This is a genomic window from Novosphingobium sp. TH158 (genome assembly GCF_002855555.1).
Taxonomy (GTDB): Bacteria; Pseudomonadota; Alphaproteobacteria; order Sphingomonadales; family Sphingomonadaceae; genus Novosphingobium.
Map to the genome: position 1 here is coordinate 2250331 of NZ_PKRT01000001.1, position 19100 is coordinate 2269430.

Sequence of the window (19100 nt, forward strand, 5' to 3'; positions counted from 1 at the left end):
GCGCAAGTGCTTGTGAAGACAAGGAGGCCGTCAAATCCGGGTGAGCGCCGGCTAGTCATTTTCCCGGAGGCCTGCATTGGCCTGTCGGCAGGAGGAGGCCGCTAGGAGGCGCGGTGAAATCCATCAACGGAAGGATCAGCCCATGAGCGCCCGTACCCTGCTGTTCGCCACCATCGCCCTGCCTTCAGTGGCCCTGGCCTCGCCGGACCACGACCAGCCGCACTGGTCCTACTCGGGAGAGGCCGGCCCCGCGAAGTGGGGCGAGCTTTCGGAAGATTTCAAGACCTGCAAGACCGGCCGCATGCAGTCGCCTGTCGAACTCGGCGCGGCTGATATCGAAGCGAAGTTCGCGGTTCGCGTGAACTACAAGCCCGGCCCGCTCACGGTGCTCAACAACGGGCATACCGTCCAGGCCACTTTCGCCCCGGGATCGACGCTTTCGAGCGGCATTTCGCGCTACAAGCTGCTGCAGGTCCATTTCCATACGCCCTCGGAAGAAGTGGTCTATGGCATGCCCTATCCGATGGTCGCGCATTTCGTGCACGTCGATCATGCCGGCAACCTCGCCGTGCTTGGCGTCCTGTTCGAGGAAGGCGCGCATAATGCCGAACTGGAAAAACTGGTTCGCGCCGCACCGGCCAAGGAAAAGGAGGCCGAGACGATCAAGGGCGTCACCTTCGATCCGGCTAAGCTGCTTCCGGCCAACCTTTCGGTCTATCGCTACGAAGGGTCGCTCACCACGCCGCCCTGCACCGAAGGTGTGCGCTGGCACGTCGCGCGCCAGCGTGTGACGGCCAGTGCCGCCCAGATCGCCGCGCTTCACGCCATCATGGGTGACAACGCCCGGCCCGTGCAGCCGCTTTACGGCCGCCTGCTGGTTGCCGGGGCCGATTAATCGGGAAGGCGCCAGTCCACCGCGCCGCGACCGTTCGCTTCAAGGAAGGCATTGGCCTTGCTGAAGTGACGGCAGCCGAACCAGCCCGAATGCGCGGACAGCGGGCTGGGGTGCGGCGCGCTCAGGATCAGGTGATGCGTGTCCTGGCCCAGCCCTGGCACGCGCTCGGCCTTCTTGCGGGCATGGCTGCCCCATAGCATGAAGACGCAGGGTTCCGCCCGGGCAGCGACAGCCGCAACGACGGCGTCGGTGATCGCTTCCCAGCCTTTGCCCTGGTGCGAGCCGGCCTGCCCTTCCTCCACCGTCAGCGAATTGTTCAGCAGCAGCACGCCCTGCCTTGCCCAGGCCTCGAGATGGCCGTGCGCCGGGCGGGGAATGCCGAGGTCGGCCTCGATCTCCTTGTAGATATTGACCAGGCTGGGCGGCACCTTGACCCCCTTCTGGACGGAGAAGCACAGGCCGTGCGCCTGCCCCGCGCCGTGATAGGGGTCTTGCCCCAGGATCACGACCTTCACCTTGTCCAGCGGGGTCAGGGCAAGCGCGGCAAGGCGCGATCCGCGGGGCGGGAAGATGCGCTTTCCGCTGGCCTCTTCCGCCTTGAGGAATCCCCCCAGCCGCCGCGATTCGGGCGTTGCCAGCACGGGATCGAGGACAGGCCGCCAGCTTTCCGGGACGGCATCGCTTTCAGGCATGGCTTAGGGCTTTCCTCATAGCGCCGATAAGCCTAAGCACTTCGGCGATATGGCTGTCTATCTCCACGAAGAAGATCTCCCCCAAGGCGTGCTCGCCGATGGCCCCGTTGCCGTCGATACCGAGACGATGGGGCTGATCACCCCGCGGGACCGCTTGTGCGTGGTCCAGATCTCCGATGGCAAGGGCGATGAGCACCTGGTGCGGTTCCGCCCCGGCTCCAGCTACGATGCGCCGAACCTGAAGGCCGTTCTGGCCGATCCGGCGCGGATCAAGCTGTTCCACTTCGCCCGCTTCGATCTTGCCGCCATCGAACATTACATGGGCATCACTGCCGCCCCGGTGTTCTGCACCAAGATCGCCAGCAAGCTGGTGCGCACCTATACCGACCGGCACGGCCTGAAGGACCTGGTCAAGGAACTGCTCGGCAAGGAACTGTCGAAACAGCAGCAGTCGAGCGATTGGGGCGGGGCCGAACTTTCCGAGCCGCAGCGCGAATATGCCGCGTCCGACGTTCGCTACCTTCACGCCATGCATGCCATCCTTGTCGAGCGGCTGGCGCGCGAAGGCAGGACGGAAATGGCGCAGGCGGCGTTCGATTACCTGCCGCACCGCGCGCGGCTGGACCTTGCCGGCTGGGCCGACAAGGACATCTTCAGCCACGAATAGGGCGCGCAGCTTGCCATGACCCAGGCCGCCGACATCATCCGCGACAAGCGCCAGCACCTTGCCCTGCCTGGCGGAAAGCATGACCAGGTGGTGCATTGGCTCGCCCGGGTGCTGCCGGCGGGCGTGGGTGCCATCGTCGCCATCATGGTGGTCGCGCCGCTGTTTCCCCGCGGCGAAGTCAGCTTCCTGCTCGATCGCAACAAGGTTGCCGTGGCCAAGGAACGGATCCGGGTGGAAGGCGCCATGTATCGCGGCGAAGACCGCAAGGGCAGGCCTTTCTCGGTAACGGCGGGCAGCGCCTCGCAGCCCGATGCCTCGCAGGAAGTTGTCATCATGCGCGATCTGGCGGCGCGCATCCTGCTTTCCGATGGCCCGGCAGAGCTAAAGGCAACCGATGGCGCGTTCTATTATGACACCAACCGGGTCGAAGTGCGCGGGCCGGTCGATTTCCGGGCGGCAGGCGGCTATCGCCTGACCACCAGCGCGGTAACAATCGATCTCAGGCAGCAGCACGTTACGGGCGCAGGCGGTGTGGCCGGCGCCATTCCCGCGGGCACCTTCAGCGCCGATCGCATCGATGCCGACCTTGACGAGCGGACCATCGCATTGAGCGGCAAGGCGCGGTTGAGCATGCAGCCGGGCCGCTTCGCCGTGCCGGTGGAATAGGCCTCAGGCCAGCACGTACCAGTCGTCGAAGTCCGACACCGCTTCAAGCTTGCGGACATAGCCCTTGGCCGAAAGCAGGCTGTGGATGCGTTCGCGGTTGGCGGTGTAGTTGTGTTCGCAGGTGATCACGCGGAAGCGGAAGCGGTCGAAATCCAGCGATGACAGGATTTCCAGTTCCGAACCTTCTGTGTCGATCGACAGGTAATCCATCATGGCGGGAGCTGCGTGGCGCTCAAGCAGGTCGTTGAACGACACCGTGCGCACCGTATAGCTTTGCCCCGATTGCCGGTTATGGGCGTGATAGTCGCTCCCGGCAAAGTCCGAGATCGTCGAGAGTTCGGCCTCGGCAGCCTCGGTAAATCGGAATTCCTCGCCGCTGCGGCTCCAGACGCAATCGAAATCGATTCGCGCTGATCGTTCCGCAGTGAGCTGCGAGTGCCAGGTGCGGGCGGGCTCGGCGAGGATCCCGGTCCAGCCGAAATGCTTTTCCAGCAACCAGGTGTTGCTCAGGGTCTTGCGATCGGTTGCGCCGAATTCGACGAAGAAGCCATTGCGACGAAATCCGGTGCAGGCGAGGGCAAACAGGTCTTGCCGCAGCTGCGCCTGCGAATGGGGCAGGGCTTCCAGAGCGGGGCGCAGGCTGACGTCATCGAGCGCGCGCAGGAAATCCAGGTCGCGTGCCGCGCCGGCCTTCTGGCGCAGGTCAGCCAGGTTCGATGCCCTTGCCAGATCGACGTCGAAGCGCCTGAGAATTGCCCGCAAGCTGTTAACAATGCCCAAAAACCGCACTCCGCCTTACATGCACGCTATTGGCATTGGCGCGGCTTTCCGGCAACCGGGTTTACGTAGATTCAACAGGGGGCATGCTGTGGCTTTGCGCGAGCACGATCCGTCTATTGCCGTGCTCATGACGTGCCACAACCGTCGGGCGCTGACATTGCGCTGCCTCGAAACCCTGCGCGGGCAGGCGGGGTTTCGCGCCGCGGACCTGTTCCTCGTCGATGACGGCAGCAGCGACGGGACCGGCGATGCCGTTCTGGCCGCCATGCCGGACGCCAACGTCATTCGCGGCGATGGCTCGCTGTTCTGGAACGGCGGCATGCGGCGCGCATGGGAAGCTGCCCAGGCATCAGGCCGCAGGTTCGATTTCTTCCTTTGGCTTAACGACGATGTCGAACTGGCTCCCGGTGCCCTGGCCATGCTGGTCGCCGATGCCGATGCCAGCGCGGCCCGCGGCAGCCCGGTTATCGTTGCGGCGGCGACCACGGATCCGGACACCGGCGGGCTGACCTATGGCGCGCACCGCCGCTCCGATCCGCGCCGGCCGCTGCGCATGGGCCTTGTCGCACCGACGGGCCGGCCCGAAGCCGTGGACACGATCAGCGGGAACATCGTCCTTGTTTCCGCCGCCACGGCCGATGCCATCGGGATCATTTCGCCGGTGTTCACGCACATCTTCGGCGATCTCGATTACGGCCTGCGCGCCGGGGCTGCCGGAGTGCCGGTCATGCTGGCAAGCCGGGTCGGAGGCACTTGCGACGGCAACAGCATCGCCGGAACCTCGCTCGATTCCTCGCTGGGGAAACTCGCGCGGCTGAAGATCCGCTGGAAGGAAGCGGGCAGGATCCATGCGATCGACTGGCGCAGGTTCGTAGCACTGCATGGCGGCGGCCCGCTGGTTGCGCTGGCTCATCGCGCGATGCCCTATCTGCGCATCATCTTCGACCAGCCGCACCGCCATGCTTTGGGCGAGGGTGCGAGTGGCTGAAGGCGCCGCCGCCTATCGACCGGAGATTGACGGCCTGCGCGCGATCGCCGTTGTGCCGGTGGTGCTGTTTCACGCCGGCTTCCAGGTGTTCTCTGGCGGCTTCGTCGGGGTGGACGTCTTCTTCGTCATTTCCGGCTACCTGATCACCGGCATCCTCCTGTCGGACATTGAGGCCGGGCGATATTCCATTGCCCGGTTCTATGAGCGGCGCGCGCGGCGCATCCTGCCGGCGCTGTTCCTCGTGATCGCAGCCTCGGTCCCGCTCGCCTGGTTCGCCATGCTGCCCGACGAGCTGGCACGCTTCGGCAAGAGCATCGTCGCCGTGCTGGGGTTCGCATCCAACATCACCTTCTGGCTGGAGGAAGGCTATTTCTCGCAGGCGAGCGAGCTCAAGCCGCTGCTGCACACCTGGAGCCTGGCGGTTGAGGAACAGTTCTACATCGCGTTCCCGCTGGCGCTGCTGGTGCTGCGCAAGGCGAGCCGGCAAGTCCTGATCGTTCTGGTGGCGCTTGCCGCATTGGCGAGCCTGGCGCTGTGCCTTTATGCTTCGCAAAGGTACGCGCTGGCGAACTTCTACCTTGCCCCGACCCGGGCCTGGGAGCTGCTGGCAGGATCGCTGTGCGCCTGCATCGGTCGCAGGCCGGACTCGCCGTTTGCCTCGCTGCTTTCCGGGCTCGGGCTGGCGCTCGTGCTGCTGGCGATCTTCTGGCTGGACGGCAGTTTCCCGTTCCCTTCGCACTGGGCGCTGCTGCCGGTGGTCGGCACCATGCTGATCGTGCTCTATGCCCGGGCGGATCGCGGTGCCGGACGCCTGCTTGCCCTGCGGCCGATGGTGGGGATCGGCCTGGTCAGCTACAGCCTCTACCTCTGGCACCAGCCGCTGTTCGCTTATGCGCGGCTGCTGGAAACCGGGCCAATGCCGCGCGGGACCATGCTGGCGCTGTCCCTGTTGTCCGGCCTGCTGGCCTGGGCTTCGTGGAAATGGGTGGAGCAGCCGTTCCGCCGCCGCGACGGCATCGGCCACCGGCGCAAGGCGCTGCCGCTGGCGATTGGTTCGGCGGCTGTGCTGGCCGGGATCGGCACCGCGCTTTACCTGACCGGCGGAGTGCCCGACCGCTTCCAGAGAAGCACTGACCCCACCATCGCGGCCATGTCCACCATCCCGCTCGAACCGAGCATGCAAGGCGGCGATTGCAAGCCCGATCCCGAAGGCTTCGTCCAGCCGTGCCAGATGCAGGGATCGCGCGGCGCCCCGCGCACGATCGCCGTTTACGGTGACAGTCACGCAACAGCCCTGCTTCCCGCCTTTCGCGCGCTTGCTGCCGAAAACGGCGCGCGCCTGCTGTTCGGCTCCTATGGCGGCTGTCCGCCGCTGCTTGGCGCCTATATGCTCAAGGCCAACAGCGCGCCCGAAGTCTGCGCCGACATGGCGCGGGCGCAGTTCGAACAGGCCAGGCGGGAGAGGCCCGACATGGTCTACCTCGTCGGGCGGTGGTCGCTTTATACAAGCGGCGATCCGCATATTCCGGCGGGCCGCTACCTGCTGGCCGATCAGCCGCGCCCCTGGCTGTGGACCCGCGAGGATTCGCGCCGCGTGCTTGAGCCCCTGCTGCTGCGCACGGTCGATGCCTATCGGGCCGCCGGCCTGAAGGTGACGGTTATCGACCAGGTACCCAGCCACCGCTTCGACCTGCAGCGCACCGTGCAATGGCTGGCCTATCGCCCGACCGCGGAAGGCCTTGCGGAAGATATCCGCGCCTCATCGGTCAAGGTCGCGGAATACCGCGATCTCATGTCCGCCTCGCGCCCGGCCATGGCGGCCGTCAGCAGGCGCGGCGTTCCCGTGCTGCAACTCCAGGAAGACTTCCGCCAGGGCGACCGCTATGCCTGGGCCCGCCCGGGCGAGATCTGGTACAACGACATGAATCACGTATCGCCAGCGGGGGCCATGCTGCTGCTACCGGCGCTCTCCGCGTCCTATCGCCGAGATGTGCCGTGAGTGTCGTCCGTAACACAGGTTACAACCTTGGCGCAGCCTTGGTCCCGATAGCCGTCGCGCTCATAACCTTGCCACTCTACATCTCCAGCATGGGTGAAGCACGCTACGGCGTCCTTGCTCTCGTGACTACGCTGATTGGCTATTTCGGAGTTTTCGATTTCGGCTTGTCCGCAGCCAGTGCGCAGCGGATTGCTTCTACGCCCGAAGAGAATCTCGACCAGCGCCGTGCAATTTTCTGGACTGCGGCGGTTGTAAACCTTGGCTTGGGCATTTTGGCCGCACTCCTGCTCGGGCCGGTGGCATGGTGGTTCTTCGCCTCCACCGAAACGCTCGCGCCCGGATTGCGCACCGAAATACTGCGGAATATCCATTGGATCGCGCTTACTTTGCCGGTCCTCATGCTGAGCGCCGTGCTGCGAGGCGCACTGCAAGGTGCAGGCCGCTTCGCCGAGCTGAACCTGATCAACGTTTTTATGGGGCCTGCCACGCAAATCGTGCCGTTGGTCGTCGCAATGACGATTTCCCCTTCGCTTTCGTGGGTGCTTCCTGCGCTCTATCTTGTCAGGATCGTCACTCTGCTGCTGCAAGGCATTGTTGTGATCAGCAAAGTCACGCGAAGCCCGGTGCCCCGGCTGGAGCGGCGTCTCGTTGGCGATCTGCTCACTTTCGGTGGCTGGGTTTCGCTGTCGGCCGTGGCCGAACCGCTGCTGACAACGATTGACCGGATGGTTATCGGTTCGCGCCTCGGGATGGAGGCAGTGAGCCATTATACTTTGCCCGCGCAGCTGGCTCAAAGAAGTCTGGTCCTTCCTGCGGCCTTGGTTGATGCAATGCTCCCGCGCCTTGCCGGTGAAAACGATCAGAAAGCAAAAGAGCTTAGCTGTCGCGCGCTGCGGGCCGTTGCGGCAACGATGACACCCCCGATCCTGGCGGGCATGATCTGGGTCGATCCTTTTCTGGAGCTTTGGCTGTCGCGCGGATTTGCAGATGCGGCTTCGTCTCCGGCCCGATTAATGCTGTTGGGCTGCTGGTTTAACGCGCTTGGTTTCTGCTGCTTTCAGCATTTGCGCGCACGTGGCCGGCCCAAGCTGGTTGCCTTTGCGCACATGCTCGAAATTCTGCCCTATCTGACGATACTGTATTTGTTGATGAGCTGGTTCGGCATTGTTGGTGCGGCGGCAGCATTCGCGATCCGGGTTTTTGCCGATGATGTCATTCTCGCGCATTTCGGGGGGATAGGCCGCGACCTGGTCAGGATACTGATCATGATTACCCCGGCTTTTGCCCTTGCCGGATGGTTAGGTGAGAATATTCACGGAATTGCCGATCTCATCAGTCTGACCTCGGCAGCAGGGGCTGCGTTGGTGGTGCTTTCTGGCCTAGGTGCCCTGTTGTGGCTCAAGGGCGAACTTCCCGCAATAAAGGCAGCTTTTCGGAAGTCTGTATCATGAGTGGACCGACTGTATGGCCACCTGAAGGTCTTGAGGCCATGCCTTCCTGTCCGGCATGCAATTCCGACCGGAGGGAACTGGAACTTGAGAACCTGACGGACGTGACGTTTGATTGCGCGCCGGGAGTCTGGAAGCTTTGGCGGTGTGAGAGTTGCTTGAGCCGATGGCTCGATCCAAGGCCTGCGGCATCGCACGTTCACATCGCTTATGGGGATTACTATACGCACGATAAGCCAGAGACAAAGCGGATTACCAGCCCGTCTCTGATCCAGCGCATCCGCACGGGTGCGGCAAACGATTACATAAATGCGCGTTTTGGCGGCTCGCTTTCACCTGCCATTCCCTTCGCTCGACTTGCCTTGGCGGCCCTGCCGGGGCAGCGCTTGTCCCTTGATGCACGTTACCGGCACTTGCCGCCACGCAAGCCGGGAGCGCGGCTGCTCGACATAGGCTGCGGTAACGGCAGCTTTCTGGCTCTTGCTGAAGCCCTTGGATGGCAGGCAGAGGGCGTGGAGCCGGACCCTTCGGCCGTAGCAGCTGCGCAGTCGGGCGGACTGACTGTCTTCCAGGGCGGTGTTGAGCATTACGATGGAAGGGAAAAGTTGTTCGACGAGATTTCGATCAGTCACGTGATCGAACACGTTCACGATCCCGTCGATTTGCTTTGCTCAGCCCATCGATTGCTGAGGCCTGGGGGCAGGCTTTATCTTGCTACGCCAAATGCACTGGCCCCCGGCTATCAAAATTATGGCCCAGCATGGCGCGGCTTGGAGGTGCCTCGCCACCTGTTGCTTTTCTCGCGCCCTGCCTTGCACGAACTTCTCAAGCAGTGCGGCTTTGCGCGATCAGCCGATATCAGGACAATCGATGCGGGCCCGTCGCTTTCGGAAACGAGTGACGGGCTCGCGAGAAAGCTCGGGATCACTCCAAAGTCCGATCCGATGCGCGAGGCCGAGCACGATGAGCCGGAATTCATCACGGTTGAGGCCTGGAGATGAGCATCGTGCAAAGTCACGCTGCACAAAGGCTTCACCTTGCCTGCGCAATGCCCTAGAGCAGGTGGCATGATGCAGAGTCCGATCGCACGCACTGCCCTTCGCTCGCTTGCCGGCGGTCTCGCGGCAGGTACGCTTGTCGCCGCAGTGTTCGGGGGCTTTGTTGCGCAGGGTCAGTCGATCGGCGGCTTCAACAGCGATGCGCCGCTCAATTTCGCGGCCGATCGCATCGAGCTGCAGGACCGGCAGGATCGTGTCGTCCTTTCCGGCAATGTCGATATCGCGCAGGGCGATCTTCGGCTTCGCGCCGCGCGGACGACCGTGGCCTATTCCGATACCGGCAAGCTGGAAATCCATCGTATCGATGCAACCGGCGGCGTTACGGTGACGCGTGGGGGTGAAACCGTGCGCGGCAACGTGGCGATCTATGACATCAAGGCGCGGATCATCACCGTTGCCGGCGGCGTGCAGATGAGCCGCGGGACCGACCGGCTGAGCGGCGGCCGGCTGGTGATCGATCTCGACCGTGGCGTTGCCAGCATCAACGGCGGCGCTGGCGGGGCCGGTTCGGCGCTGGGCAATTCGGGGTCGCAGGGCGGACGGGTCACCGGCTCGTTCTCCGTCCCCAAGCGCAACTGACCGGCGGGGCTGGGCCCCTGGAAAAGCCCGATCTGCCCGCTCTGCGGCGCCTGATCATGGCGCTGCTTTCCTCCGACGCGGATGAGGCGACCCGCCAGCTTGCGCGGCTGGATGGCGAGGCACTCGCAATCGTTTCCGCCATCACGGCGCAGCACCGGCTCGGGCCGCTGCTTCACCACCTGCACGCTGCGAATGGCCGGGTGCCGGAGCCGCTCGCGGAAAGCTGGCGCGCTGCCTATCGCGCGTCGGCCATTGCCGCGATGGCCTGCCGGGCAGAGCTTGACCGTACCTGTTCGGTGCTTGAGGCTGCGGGAATGCGGCCCATCGCGCTGAAGGGCGCCTGGCTTGCATGGCAGGCCTACCCCGATCCGGCTCTGCGGCCGATGCGCGATATCGACCTGCTGCTCGCCCCGCATGAGGTTGCCGCCGCGCAGGACCTGCTGGTGGCGCAGGGGTATGTCGCCGATCCAGCTGAGCTTTCATTGGAAGACATGCTGCGGCTGGACAAGCACCTGCCCGGCCTCACTTCGCCGCGAGGGGTGCGGGTGGAACTGCATCATCGCCTGTGGGAGGTCGATGGCAGGATGGACCACCGCGCGCCTCGCGACATTGCCGGCGATGATCCTGTCGTCCGCACCATGCGCGTCGGTGAGCTGCGGTTCCTGGCGCCGCAGGATACCCTGGCGCACCTGATCATCCATGCGGTTTACGATCACCGGCTCGATTGCGGGCCGCTGCTGTTTGCCGACATTGCCTGGCTGCTGCACGCCTCCCCGATAGACTGGGCGGAGTTCTGGCATCGGGCAGAGCAGGAAGGGTGGCAGCGCGGCGCGCGGCTGGTGCTTGAACTGGCCTGCAGGCAGGCACCCGAGCTTCCGGTCTGGTTCCCGCCGGAGCAGCCGCCTGCACCACGCGACCTGCTTGCCGCCGCGCCGGACCTGCTGCTTCAGGACCTGGAAACCCGCAAGAGCGCAGGGGTGGTGGCTACTGCAAGGTCCCGGGGTCTGGCAGGATTGTGGCGGCGGCTGACCGCGCGGCGGGCCGGGGCGGACCATGACGATGCGGTTGCCCGTGACCTTGCCACCGAGGGAGGATTTCTCGGCTGGGCCCGGTCGCGGCTCCTCCGCTCGACAAGGCAGCTGTCGAACCGCGATGTGCGCCGGCAGGCAAGCAATCTGGCAAGCCTGAGCCGCTGGCTCGACCTGACCTGAAGCGAGACGCCTCACAAATCCGTCTTGCCTAAATCCACTCGCGATGTAGGAGCAGCGACAGGGGTTTGAAGTATTAATCGGGGTAGAAATGGGCAGCAGTTCGGCAAACGGAAAAGTTGCCCTCATCACAGGTGTAACCGGACAGGACGGGGCCTATCTTGCGCGGCTCCTGCTTGAAAAGGGCTACGTCGTTCATGGCCTGAAGCGGCGATCCTCTTCGTTCAATACTTCGCGGATCGAAGATATTTACCAAGACCCGCACGTGGAGTACCAGCGCTTCCACTTGCATTACGGCGACCTGACCGATGCGACCAACCTGATCCGCATCGTCCAGGAAACGCGGCCGGACGAGATTTACAATCTCGCGGCGCAGAGCCACGTCCAGGTCAGCTTCGAAACGCCGGAATACACCGCTAATGCCGATGGGATCGGCACCCTGCGCCTGCTTGAGGCAATGCGCATCCTCGGGCTGGAAAAGCACACGCGGTTCTACCAGGCGTCAACGTCGGAGCTCTACGGCCTGGTCCAGGCCGTGCCGCAGCGCGAGACCACGCCGTTCTATCCGCGCAGCCCCTATGCCGTGGCCAAGCTCTATGCCTACTGGATCGTGGTCAACTACCGTGAAGCCTATGGCATGCATGCTTCGAACGGCATCCTGTTCAATCACGAAAGCCCGCTGCGCGGCGAAACCTTCGTGACGCGAAAGATCACCCGCGCCGCCGCCGCGATCGCCCTGGGGCGGCAGGACAAGCTTTACATCGGCAATCTCGATGCCAAGCGCGACTGGGGCCATGCCAAGGAATACGTGCGCGGCATGTGGGCCATGCTGCAACTCGACGAGCCGGAAGACTTCGTGCTCGCCACGGGCGAGACGACCGAGGTTCGCCAGTTCGTCCGCTGGGCTTTCGAGGATGCGGGAATCCCGGTCGAATTTCGCGGCCAGGGCGTGGACGAGAAGGGCTATTGCCAGAAGACCGGGCGCTGCCTGGTGGAGGTCGACCCGCGCTATTTCCGGCCTACCGAGGTCGATCTGCTGATCGGCGATGCGTCCAAGGCGCACCAGAAGCTGGGCTGGCGACACGAAACTTCGGTGCGTGAGCTTGCCCGTGAAATGGTCCAGGCCGATTTTCAGGAATTCTCCCGAGGGATGCGCGTTGGCAACTGATTTCGATCATCGCTCGTCCGGGCATCGGGTGATGCATGTCTCTTAAGACGCGAACGCGCAGCATGATTGCATCGCGCCATGGCGGCTTCCTTGCATCCCGCATTGCCCGTCTTTGCGAGCAGTATCTCAACGCCTACAACAACATCGCCAATTGGGACATCGCGACCAACGGTGAACTGCGGGCCTTGCGTACTCTCCTTGCGCAGCTCGGTGGCGATGTCATCGATGTCGGGGCGAACGAAGGGCAGTGGGCGCGGGAGGTCATTCCATTTCTGAATGGCCGGCGGATTTTTTCCTTCGAACCCATTCCTGCAATCTTTGCCCAACTCCAGCGCAACCTTGCAGGTCTTCCGCAGGCCATCCCCGTCAACCTTGGACTTGGAAGCCGCGCGCAGGAGCTGGAGTTCAACTTCAGCCCCGCAGTTTCGACCATTTCGTCGGCATACCCGCTGATCTATGACGAACCGGGCGGAGAGACGGTAAAGTGCCGGGTGGTAACCGGCGACGAATTCGTGGAAGGCAACGATATCGAACGCATCTCGGTGCTGAAGATCGATGTCGAGGGGATGGAAGCCGATTGCCTTGCCGGATTTGAACGGACTTTTGCGCGGGGTGCGGTTGCAGCGGTTCAGTTCGAGCATGGACCCAGCCACGTCCACTCGGGCCACACGCTCAAACATTTCATCGACTGGTTCGGCCAACGCGACTTTCGCGTTTTTGCCGTTTTTCCCAATGCGCTGAGACCGGTTGAATACGATCTTCACCGCGAGACCTATGCGGGGCAGAACTTCTTCGCGCTGCATGGCGATCACGGTGGATTGGCCGGCTTGTAACGCATGCCCGAACCAACTTCCTTGCTGGCCACCGGGTTCATTGCCGATACTGCCGCCGAGGGCAGCTTTATCCCGACCCTGCTGGCGGATTCTGCCAGCCCGAACGTGCAGGCGGTCTACTGGCGCTGCATTGCCTGCTTCTATTTCAGCGCAAGACTGAACAATCCGCAGCAGAGGCTCGCCCTGTTCACCAACGTGACGCCTCCTTCGGTCGATGGCGTCGATATTGCCGCTCTGCTGGACCAGATCGGCGTGGAATTACACCTCTTGCCGCTGACTGCGCGCCTGCCGGCGGACAAGGCGAAATCTTGGGGCAATGTCCTCTACTTCTACGATATCATGGAGCACTTGTCGGCCAGCGAGGATCCCGCGCTCCGTTTCGCCCTTGTCGATTCCGACATCCTGGTGACGGATTCGCTGACGCCCCTGTTTGCCTTGCTCGATGAGGCCGAGTTCGGCGGATATCGCGTGGAGGAGACTCGCCCTGACGAGGATGTGAATGGCCTGACCCCAGCGGCAATGGGGGCAATAGCCCGGGCCATGGGCTCAAAGGTGAGCGGCGCGGTGGAGCATTTGGGCGGCGAACTGTTCATCGCAACGCCGCCGGCCTGGCGTGACAATCGCGAAGCGGTCCGGGCAATGCTCGATCAGGCAATGGCGGGCGAGGGCGAGGCATCGGCAGTCCGGACGGAAGAGCATATCTATTCGATCATCGCCGCCATGCATGCGGGCAAATGGGCTAAAGCCAATGGGCTGATCAAGCGGATGTGGACGAGCATCTACTTCAACAACGTTCGTCCGGGAGACGAGGCCCTGCCAGTCTGGCATTTGCCCGCGGAGAAGCGCTATGGCCTGCGCGATCTGTTTTTCGAGTTGAAGGGTCGGGGTTTTTCAATGAAAATCAGTCCTGTGGAATTCCGCGAGCTGGCGAAAACCTGCTGCGGCATTCCGCGCAAGTCGGTTGCCAAACGGTTTCGCGACGGCGTCCGGCAGGTCGCCGGCAAGCTGGGCCTGCGGCCATGAGCGCGCTCGAATGCTATTCGATTGCCGGCAAGCGCGTCTATGTCGCCGGGCATCGCGGCATGGTTGGCTCGGCGGTGGTGCGGCGACTTGCCGGCGAGGGTTGCAAGGTTCTGGTCTCCGAGCGATCGACCGACCTGCGCGACAAGGCGGCGGTCGATGCCTGGTATGCTGCCAACCGCCCGGACGTGGTGGTGGTAGCCGCTGCGAAGGTCGGCGGGATTCTCGCCAATTCGAGCTATCCGGCAGACTTCCTCTACGACAACCTGATGATCGAGGCGAACCTGATCGAAGGGGCCTATCGCCAGGGTGTCGGCAAGCTGCTGTTCCTCGGTTCGTCCTGCATCTACCCCAAGTTCGCCGCCCAGCCGATCCGCGAGGAGAGCCTGCTCACCGGCCCGCTCGAGCCGACCAACGAATGGTACGCGATCGCCAAGATCGCCGGAATCAAGCTGTGCCAGGCATACCGCGCGCAGCATGGCTGCGATTTCATCAGTGCCATGCCGACAAACCTTTATGGGCCGGGCGACAACTTCGACCTGCAATCGAGCCACGTCCTGCCCGCCCTGATCCGCAAGGCGCACGAGGCGAAGCTGGCGGGTGCCGGCAGTTTCGAAATCTGGGGTTCGGGTGCGCCCCTGCGCGAATTCATGCATGTCGACGATCTCGCCGATGCCTGCGTCTTCCTGCTCCGGCACTATTCCGATACCCTGCCGATCAATGTCGGCTTCGGCACGGACATCGCCATCATCGACCTTGCCCGACTGGTGGCGAAGGTCGTCGGGTTCGAAGGGGAAGTGACCAACGATCCTTCCAGGCCTGATGGCACGCCGAAGAAGCTGATGGATTCCAGCCGCCTGCACGCGCTTGGCTGGCAGGCGCGGATCGGGCTGGAACAGGGCATTGCCGATGCCTACCGCCACTTCCTTGCCTCGGGGAAATGAGCGGGACCAGCCCTCAACCGATCCTGATCGTCGGGCTTAATTACGCGCCCGAGCCGGTCGGCATTGGCCCGTTCACGCGGGGCATGGCCGAAGGTCTTGCCCAGCAAGGCCACGCCGTGCGCGTCATTGCCGGGCGCCCGTATTACCCGATGTGGCGCGCCTATGACGGCTTCGGCGCAGGTTGGGCAACAAGCGTGGAGGGCGGCGTCAGCGTCACGCGCTGCCCGCATTACATCCCGTCGCAACCATCCGGCATCCGCCGCGTTGTGCATCTCGCCAGTTTTACTCTGGCGGCCATGGCCCCCGCGCTGCGTTCTGCGCGATTGCAACCCGGCGTGGTGATCTGCGTTGCCCCCTCGCTGCTGTCCGTGCCCGTCGCCTGGCTGGCTGCCAAGGCAGCGCGGGCCCGCCTGTGGATCCACGTCCAGGATTTCGAGGTGGAAGCCGCCTTCGCCACCGGCCTGCTCAAGGCCGGCCTTGCCGCGCGGCTGGCGCGGTGGGTGGAAAACCGCCTGCTGCGCCTTGCCGACCGGGTATCCAGCATCAGCCCGCAGATGTGTGCCAGGCTGGTTGAGAAGGGCATCGAACCGGCGCGGGTTCTGGAGGTTCGGAACTGGGCCAACGCGCCCCAGCCCGATCCCACTCGCGGCGCGGCCTATCGCGCGCAGTGGGGCCTCGGCAGCCGCAAGGTGGCGCTCTATTCGGGCAACATTGCCAACAAGCAGGGCATCGAGATCGTGGTGGAGGCCGCTCGCCTCCTGCAGGCGCGCAAGGACCTTGCTTTCGTGATCTGCGGAGAGGGGCCCAACCGGGCACGTCTTGAGGCTCTGGCCCAAGGGCTCGACAATATCCGCTTCGACAACCTGCAACCGGCAGAGCGCATGGGCGAGCTGCTGGCGCTGGCCGATGTCCACCTGCTGCCGCAGATCGCCGGTGCGGCCGACCTTGTCCTGCCATCGAAGCTGGCGAACATGCTGTGGTCCGGGCGTCCTGTGGTGGCGACGGCAAGCGCAGGGACCGGGCTTCACGCCGAGGTCCAGGGGTGCGGCATCGCGACCGAACCGGGCGATGCCGCCGCTTTTGGCCGGGCGATCGCCACCCTGATCGACGATCCCGCGCTGGCGGACGGTCTTGGCGCAGCGGGACGGGAACGCGCGGCCGAGCGCTGCGACCGTCAGGCTATCGTAACCCGCATGGCCGATGCGATAGGCGACCTTGTGGAGGGCCGCCGCCGTGCCTGAGCCCCGCAAGGTCTCCGTCGCACTGGCGACCTATAACGGGGCGAAGTTTCTCGCGGCCCAGCTGGAGAGCTATCTCGTCCAGTCACGCCTGCCCGACGAACTGGTGATCGGCGATGACGGTTCGACCGACGGGACCGTCGCACTGATCGAAGACTTCGCCCGCCGCGCGCCATTTCCGGTGCGCTTGACGGTGAACTCCGGGAATCTGGGGCCAACCCGGAATTTCGTGGAAACGATGCTGCGCTGCCAAGGCGAAGTCATTTTCCCGTCGGACCAGGACGACGTCTGGCACGCGGGCAAGATCGAACGGATGCTCCATTTCCTTGGCGATCGTCCCGGCACCTGGCTGGCGGTGCATGACGCCGCGCTCGTCGATGGCAAGGGCGTGCCGCTCGGGCTGACCATGGCAGGGCAGATCAGATCTGCCGGCGAGGAGCCGCGCTGGGCGCTGGTGGCTGGCTGCTGCATGGCGATCGATGCGCGCCTGCTCGAGCTCTGCAGGCCGGTCCCCCGGCTGGGACAGCACGATGCGTGGCTGGCTGGTGTGGCTGGCGGGCTTGGCATCCGGTCTTATCTCGACGAGGCACTGATCGATTACCGCCGGCATGGTGCGAACGTGTCCGAAAGCTTCATGTCTGACCTGAAGCCAACCAGCCGCCTCGCCCGCTGGCGCGAAAGGCTTGGCCGTGCATGCTCCGAGCCAGCCGCGCCCGCGCTGGAAAGAGCGGTCGCCTCGCGCGAGGACCTGGTCAGGGCACTCCACAACAAGTCAGCAGTCCTTCTCCAGGCAGTTCCGGCCAGTCAGCTTTCGGATGAGATATCCCGTCAGGAAAGCCAGCTGGAACGGGAGCGGGCGCGACTGTCGATTCACCGGGCGCCGATACTGGCGCGACCGCTGCGGCTGCTTGGCGCTGCCCGGTCAGGCGCCTATTCGGGCCGCGGTGGAATGCTCAGCCTGCTGCGCGACATCGCTGCCTTGCCCAAGCGGAGTCCCGCCGATGTCTGAACCGCCCTTTCCCCGGCGCCTGCTGGTATTCGCGCCCAGTGTGGATGGCGGCATCCCGCATTATACCCATCATCAGGCGCAGGAACTCGCTCGGCGCGGCGTCGATGTGGTCGTCCTTACCGGCAAGCACAATCCCTGGCGGCAGACGAACTATCGGCAGGTCCGCGCCCTGACCGCGGTCGGGCCGGGCAGCAGCATCCTCAACAAGGCCCTGCGCGTGATCAACCACGTGTGGATCCATTACCAGCTGTTTTGGTGGATCCTTCGCCTGCGACCTTCCGCCGTTCTGTTCGAGGCGAACACCGAGTTCTACGCCGCACTGTGGAGCTGGCCGCATCTGCTGCTCAACCGGCTGGGGCTGACCTATGTCATGACCCTGCACGATCCGGTGCGTGGCTTGTGGTTCGGGCCGAAGTGGTTCTCCCGCCTTTCGCTCTGGTCGGCCTACCGGCTGCTGCGCGGCGGCCTGATTCACGGCGATCCGCCGAAGGGCGCATACCTTCCGCCATGGTTGCAGGTCGAATCGGTCCCGCACGGATTGTTCGATCACATGGCCGCCGCGTCAGCGCCTTACGATTTGCGCGAGCGCTTGGGCATTGCCCGGGAAGCTTTCGTGGTGCTTTCGTTCGGTCACATCGCCGATCGCAAGAACCAGCACCTTCTTGTCGAAGCCGTGGCGAGGATTCCCGGTGCCGCACTCGTAATCGCCGGGCCGCAAATGTCGCGACGCAACCGCCCGCCGCAGTTCTATCGCGACCAGGCGGCAAGCCTGGGCTGCGCCGACCGCGTCCATGTGATTGACCGGTTCATCCCGGACGAGGAGGCCGCCGCCTTCTTTGCTGCCTGCGATATCGTTGCTCTCACCTATGACAGTGGCTTCGTGTCGCAGAGCGGCGTGATCCAGATCGCGGCGCAGTGGGACCGGCCTGTGATCGCGTCGAGCGGGGCCGGCCCCTTGCAGGAGACGGTAGAGGGCAACGGCATCGGCATATTCGTCGAGCCGGACAGCAGCGAAGCCATCGAGCGCGGCCTGCGCCAGCTGATGACGGACAAGACCGATCGTTCGGCCGGCTATGCTGCATTCCGGCAAAATGCCAGCTGGGAGGCCAATGTCGACGGCCTGTTGCGCCTGATGGATCGGGTCAGGCGGCGCTGACCGCCTTGCGCCGGAAGCGGAAGTACCACACTTCGTGCCCGTAGACGGCGCGGGCCTTCGCTTCATAGCGGGTTTCGGGCCAGCCGCCCGGCCGGGTCATGAAGTCCGCCGGCTTTTCGCACAGCCAGTCGAACTGGTGGCGATGGCGGCGCATGACCATCAGCGCATGGCGCAGGTAGACGGCATGGTCGGTGCCGAAGCGGAACTCGCCGCCGGGTTTGAGCTTGGCGGCGAACAGGTCAACCGGGCCGTCGTTCATCATGCGGCGCTTGGCGTGGCGCGCCTTGGGCCAGGGGTCGGGGTGCAGCAGGTAAAGGAAGCTCAGCGCGCCGTCGGGAATGCGCCGCAGCACCTCCAGCGCATCGCCGTGGTGGATGCGCACGTTGGCCAGATGGGCGTCGCGCACGTGGGTGAGCGCCTGGGCAACGCCGTTGATGAACGGCTCTGCACCGATGAAGCCATGGTCGGGCAGCATATCGGCGCGATAGGCCATGTGTTCACCGCCGCCGAAACCGATTTCGAAATGCAGCGGGCGATCGAAGCCGAACAGGGCCGTTGCCGTGACCGGGCCTTCATCCGGCACTGAAATCTGCGGCAGCAGCCGATCGACAAGATCTTGCTGGCCGGCGCGCAAGGGCTTGCCCTTCGAGCGTCCGTAAAGGCGGTTGAGCGTGGTGGGGTCGCCTGATTTGTGCGCAGTCATGGGTGAAGCGCGCTAGTTGGCGGCGCGACGAATGGCAAGAGCGCCAAAT

19 protein-coding genes are annotated in these 19100 nt (G+C 64.3%); 16 read left to right on the plus strand and 3 right to left on the minus strand.

Annotated features, from left to right (window positions below; all coding sequences use genetic code 11):
* Positions 1 to 142: 142 nt before the first annotated feature.
* Complete coding sequence (locus C0V78_RS11120; protein WP_101797773.1) at positions 143 to 895, plus strand: carbonic anhydrase; 753 nt, start codon at positions 143 to 145, stop codon at positions 893 to 895.
* On the opposite strand, the gene ung is transcribed toward C0V78_RS11120, so the two are convergent.
* Positions 892 to 1587 (minus strand): uracil-DNA glycosylase, encoded by a 696-nt coding sequence (gene ung / locus C0V78_RS11125; protein WP_101797774.1) that lies wholly within the window; start codon positions 1585 to 1587, stop codon positions 892 to 894. The two genes, C0V78_RS11120 and ung, sit on opposite strands and share 4 nt — an antisense overlap.
* A 49-nt stretch (positions 1588 to 1636) precedes the next feature.
* Here ung and C0V78_RS11130 point away from each other — a divergent pair, with 49 nt between their 5' ends.
* Positions 1637 to 2254: a ribonuclease D gene (locus tag C0V78_RS11130; RefSeq protein ID WP_101797775.1), complete on the plus strand. Its 618-nt coding sequence runs from the start codon at positions 1637 to 1639 to the stop codon at positions 2252 to 2254.
* A gap of 15 nt (positions 2255 to 2269) precedes the next feature.
* Entirely contained in the window at positions 2270 to 2920 is a 651-nt protein-coding gene (locus C0V78_RS11135; protein ID WP_101797776.1) for an LPS export ABC transporter periplasmic protein LptC, read from the plus strand.
* 3 nt (positions 2921 to 2923) lie between these two features.
* Here C0V78_RS11135 and C0V78_RS11140 read toward each other — a convergent pair whose 3' ends face one another.
* Positions 2924 to 3700, minus strand: coding sequence for an FkbM family methyltransferase (locus C0V78_RS11140; protein ID WP_216822177.1), 777 nt, complete (start codon positions 3698 to 3700; stop codon positions 2924 to 2926).
* Between the two features lie 88 nt (positions 3701 to 3788).
* Between C0V78_RS11140 and C0V78_RS11145 the strand changes: the two genes are divergently transcribed.
* From C0V78_RS11145 to C0V78_RS11205, 13 genes are all read left to right on the plus strand, one after another.
* Complete coding sequence (locus C0V78_RS11145) at positions 3789 to 4688, plus strand: glycosyltransferase family 2 protein (protein WP_158241539.1); 900 nt, start codon at positions 3789 to 3791, stop codon at positions 4686 to 4688.
* Positions 4681 to 6687, plus strand: a complete 2007-nt coding sequence (locus C0V78_RS11150; protein ID WP_158241540.1) for an acyltransferase family protein — start codon at positions 4681 to 4683, stop codon at positions 6685 to 6687. The genes C0V78_RS11145 and C0V78_RS11150 overlap by 8 nt, the downstream gene beginning before the upstream one ends.
* The gene (locus tag C0V78_RS11155) at positions 6684 to 8138 is read left to right on the plus strand and encodes a flippase (RefSeq protein ID WP_254049896.1); all 1455 of its coding nucleotides are present in this window, start codon (positions 6684 to 6686) and stop codon (positions 8136 to 8138) included. Before C0V78_RS11150 ends, C0V78_RS11155 begins: the two co-directional genes overlap by 4 nt.
* 155 nt (positions 8139 to 8293) lie before the next feature.
* The gene (locus C0V78_RS11160; protein WP_158241542.1) at positions 8294 to 9136 is read left to right on the plus strand and encodes a class I SAM-dependent methyltransferase; all 843 of its coding nucleotides are present in this window, start codon (positions 8294 to 8296) and stop codon (positions 9134 to 9136) included.
* 66 nt (positions 9137 to 9202) lie between these two features.
* Positions 9203 to 9772 carry an LptA/OstA family protein gene (locus C0V78_RS11165; RefSeq protein ID WP_254049897.1) on the plus strand — a complete coding sequence of 190 codons (570 nt, stop codon included), beginning with the start codon at positions 9203 to 9205 and terminating at the stop codon, positions 9770 to 9772.
* Between the two features lie 56 nt (positions 9773 to 9828).
* Positions 9829 to 10983: a nucleotidyltransferase family protein gene (locus C0V78_RS11170; RefSeq protein WP_101797781.1), complete on the plus strand. Its 1155-nt coding sequence runs from the start codon at positions 9829 to 9831 to the stop codon at positions 10981 to 10983.
* An 88-nt stretch (positions 10984 to 11071) separates the two neighbouring features.
* Complete coding sequence (gene gmd, locus C0V78_RS11175; protein ID WP_101797782.1) at positions 11072 to 12148, plus strand: GDP-mannose 4,6-dehydratase; 1077 nt, start codon at positions 11072 to 11074, stop codon at positions 12146 to 12148.
* 35 nt (positions 12149 to 12183) lie between these two features.
* On the plus strand, positions 12184 to 12981 hold the full coding sequence (locus C0V78_RS11180; RefSeq protein ID WP_101797783.1) for an FkbM family methyltransferase: 798 nt from the start codon (positions 12184 to 12186) through the stop codon (positions 12979 to 12981).
* 3 nt (positions 12982 to 12984) lie between these two features.
* Complete coding sequence (locus tag C0V78_RS11185) at positions 12985 to 14004, plus strand: hypothetical protein (RefSeq protein ID WP_101797784.1); 1020 nt, start codon at positions 12985 to 12987, stop codon at positions 14002 to 14004.
* Positions 14001 to 14945, plus strand: a complete 945-nt coding sequence (locus C0V78_RS11190; protein WP_101797785.1) for a GDP-L-fucose synthase — start codon at positions 14001 to 14003, stop codon at positions 14943 to 14945. The genes C0V78_RS11185 and C0V78_RS11190 overlap by 4 nt, the downstream gene beginning before the upstream one ends.
* Entirely contained in the window at positions 14942 to 16186 is a 1245-nt protein-coding gene (locus C0V78_RS11195; protein ID WP_101797786.1) for a WcaI family glycosyltransferase, read from the plus strand. The genes C0V78_RS11190 and C0V78_RS11195 overlap by 4 nt, the downstream gene beginning before the upstream one ends.
* The gene (locus C0V78_RS11200; RefSeq protein WP_158241543.1) at positions 16179 to 17192 is read left to right on the plus strand and encodes a glycosyltransferase family 2 protein; all 1014 of its coding nucleotides are present in this window, start codon (positions 16179 to 16181) and stop codon (positions 17190 to 17192) included. The genes C0V78_RS11195 and C0V78_RS11200 overlap by 8 nt, the downstream gene beginning before the upstream one ends.
* Positions 17185 to 18348 (plus strand): glycosyltransferase family 4 protein, encoded by a 1164-nt coding sequence (locus tag C0V78_RS11205; RefSeq protein WP_158241544.1) that lies wholly within the window; start codon positions 17185 to 17187, stop codon positions 18346 to 18348. The genes C0V78_RS11200 and C0V78_RS11205 overlap by 8 nt, the downstream gene beginning before the upstream one ends.
* On the opposite strand, the gene C0V78_RS11210 is transcribed toward C0V78_RS11205, so the two are convergent.
* On the minus strand, positions 18335 to 19051 hold the full coding sequence (locus C0V78_RS11210) for a tRNA (guanosine(46)-N(7))-methyltransferase TrmB (protein WP_101797789.1): 717 nt from the start codon (positions 19049 to 19051) through the stop codon (positions 18335 to 18337). The genes C0V78_RS11205 and C0V78_RS11210 overlap by 14 nt on opposite strands.
* Positions 19052 to 19100 lie beyond the last annotated feature (49 nt).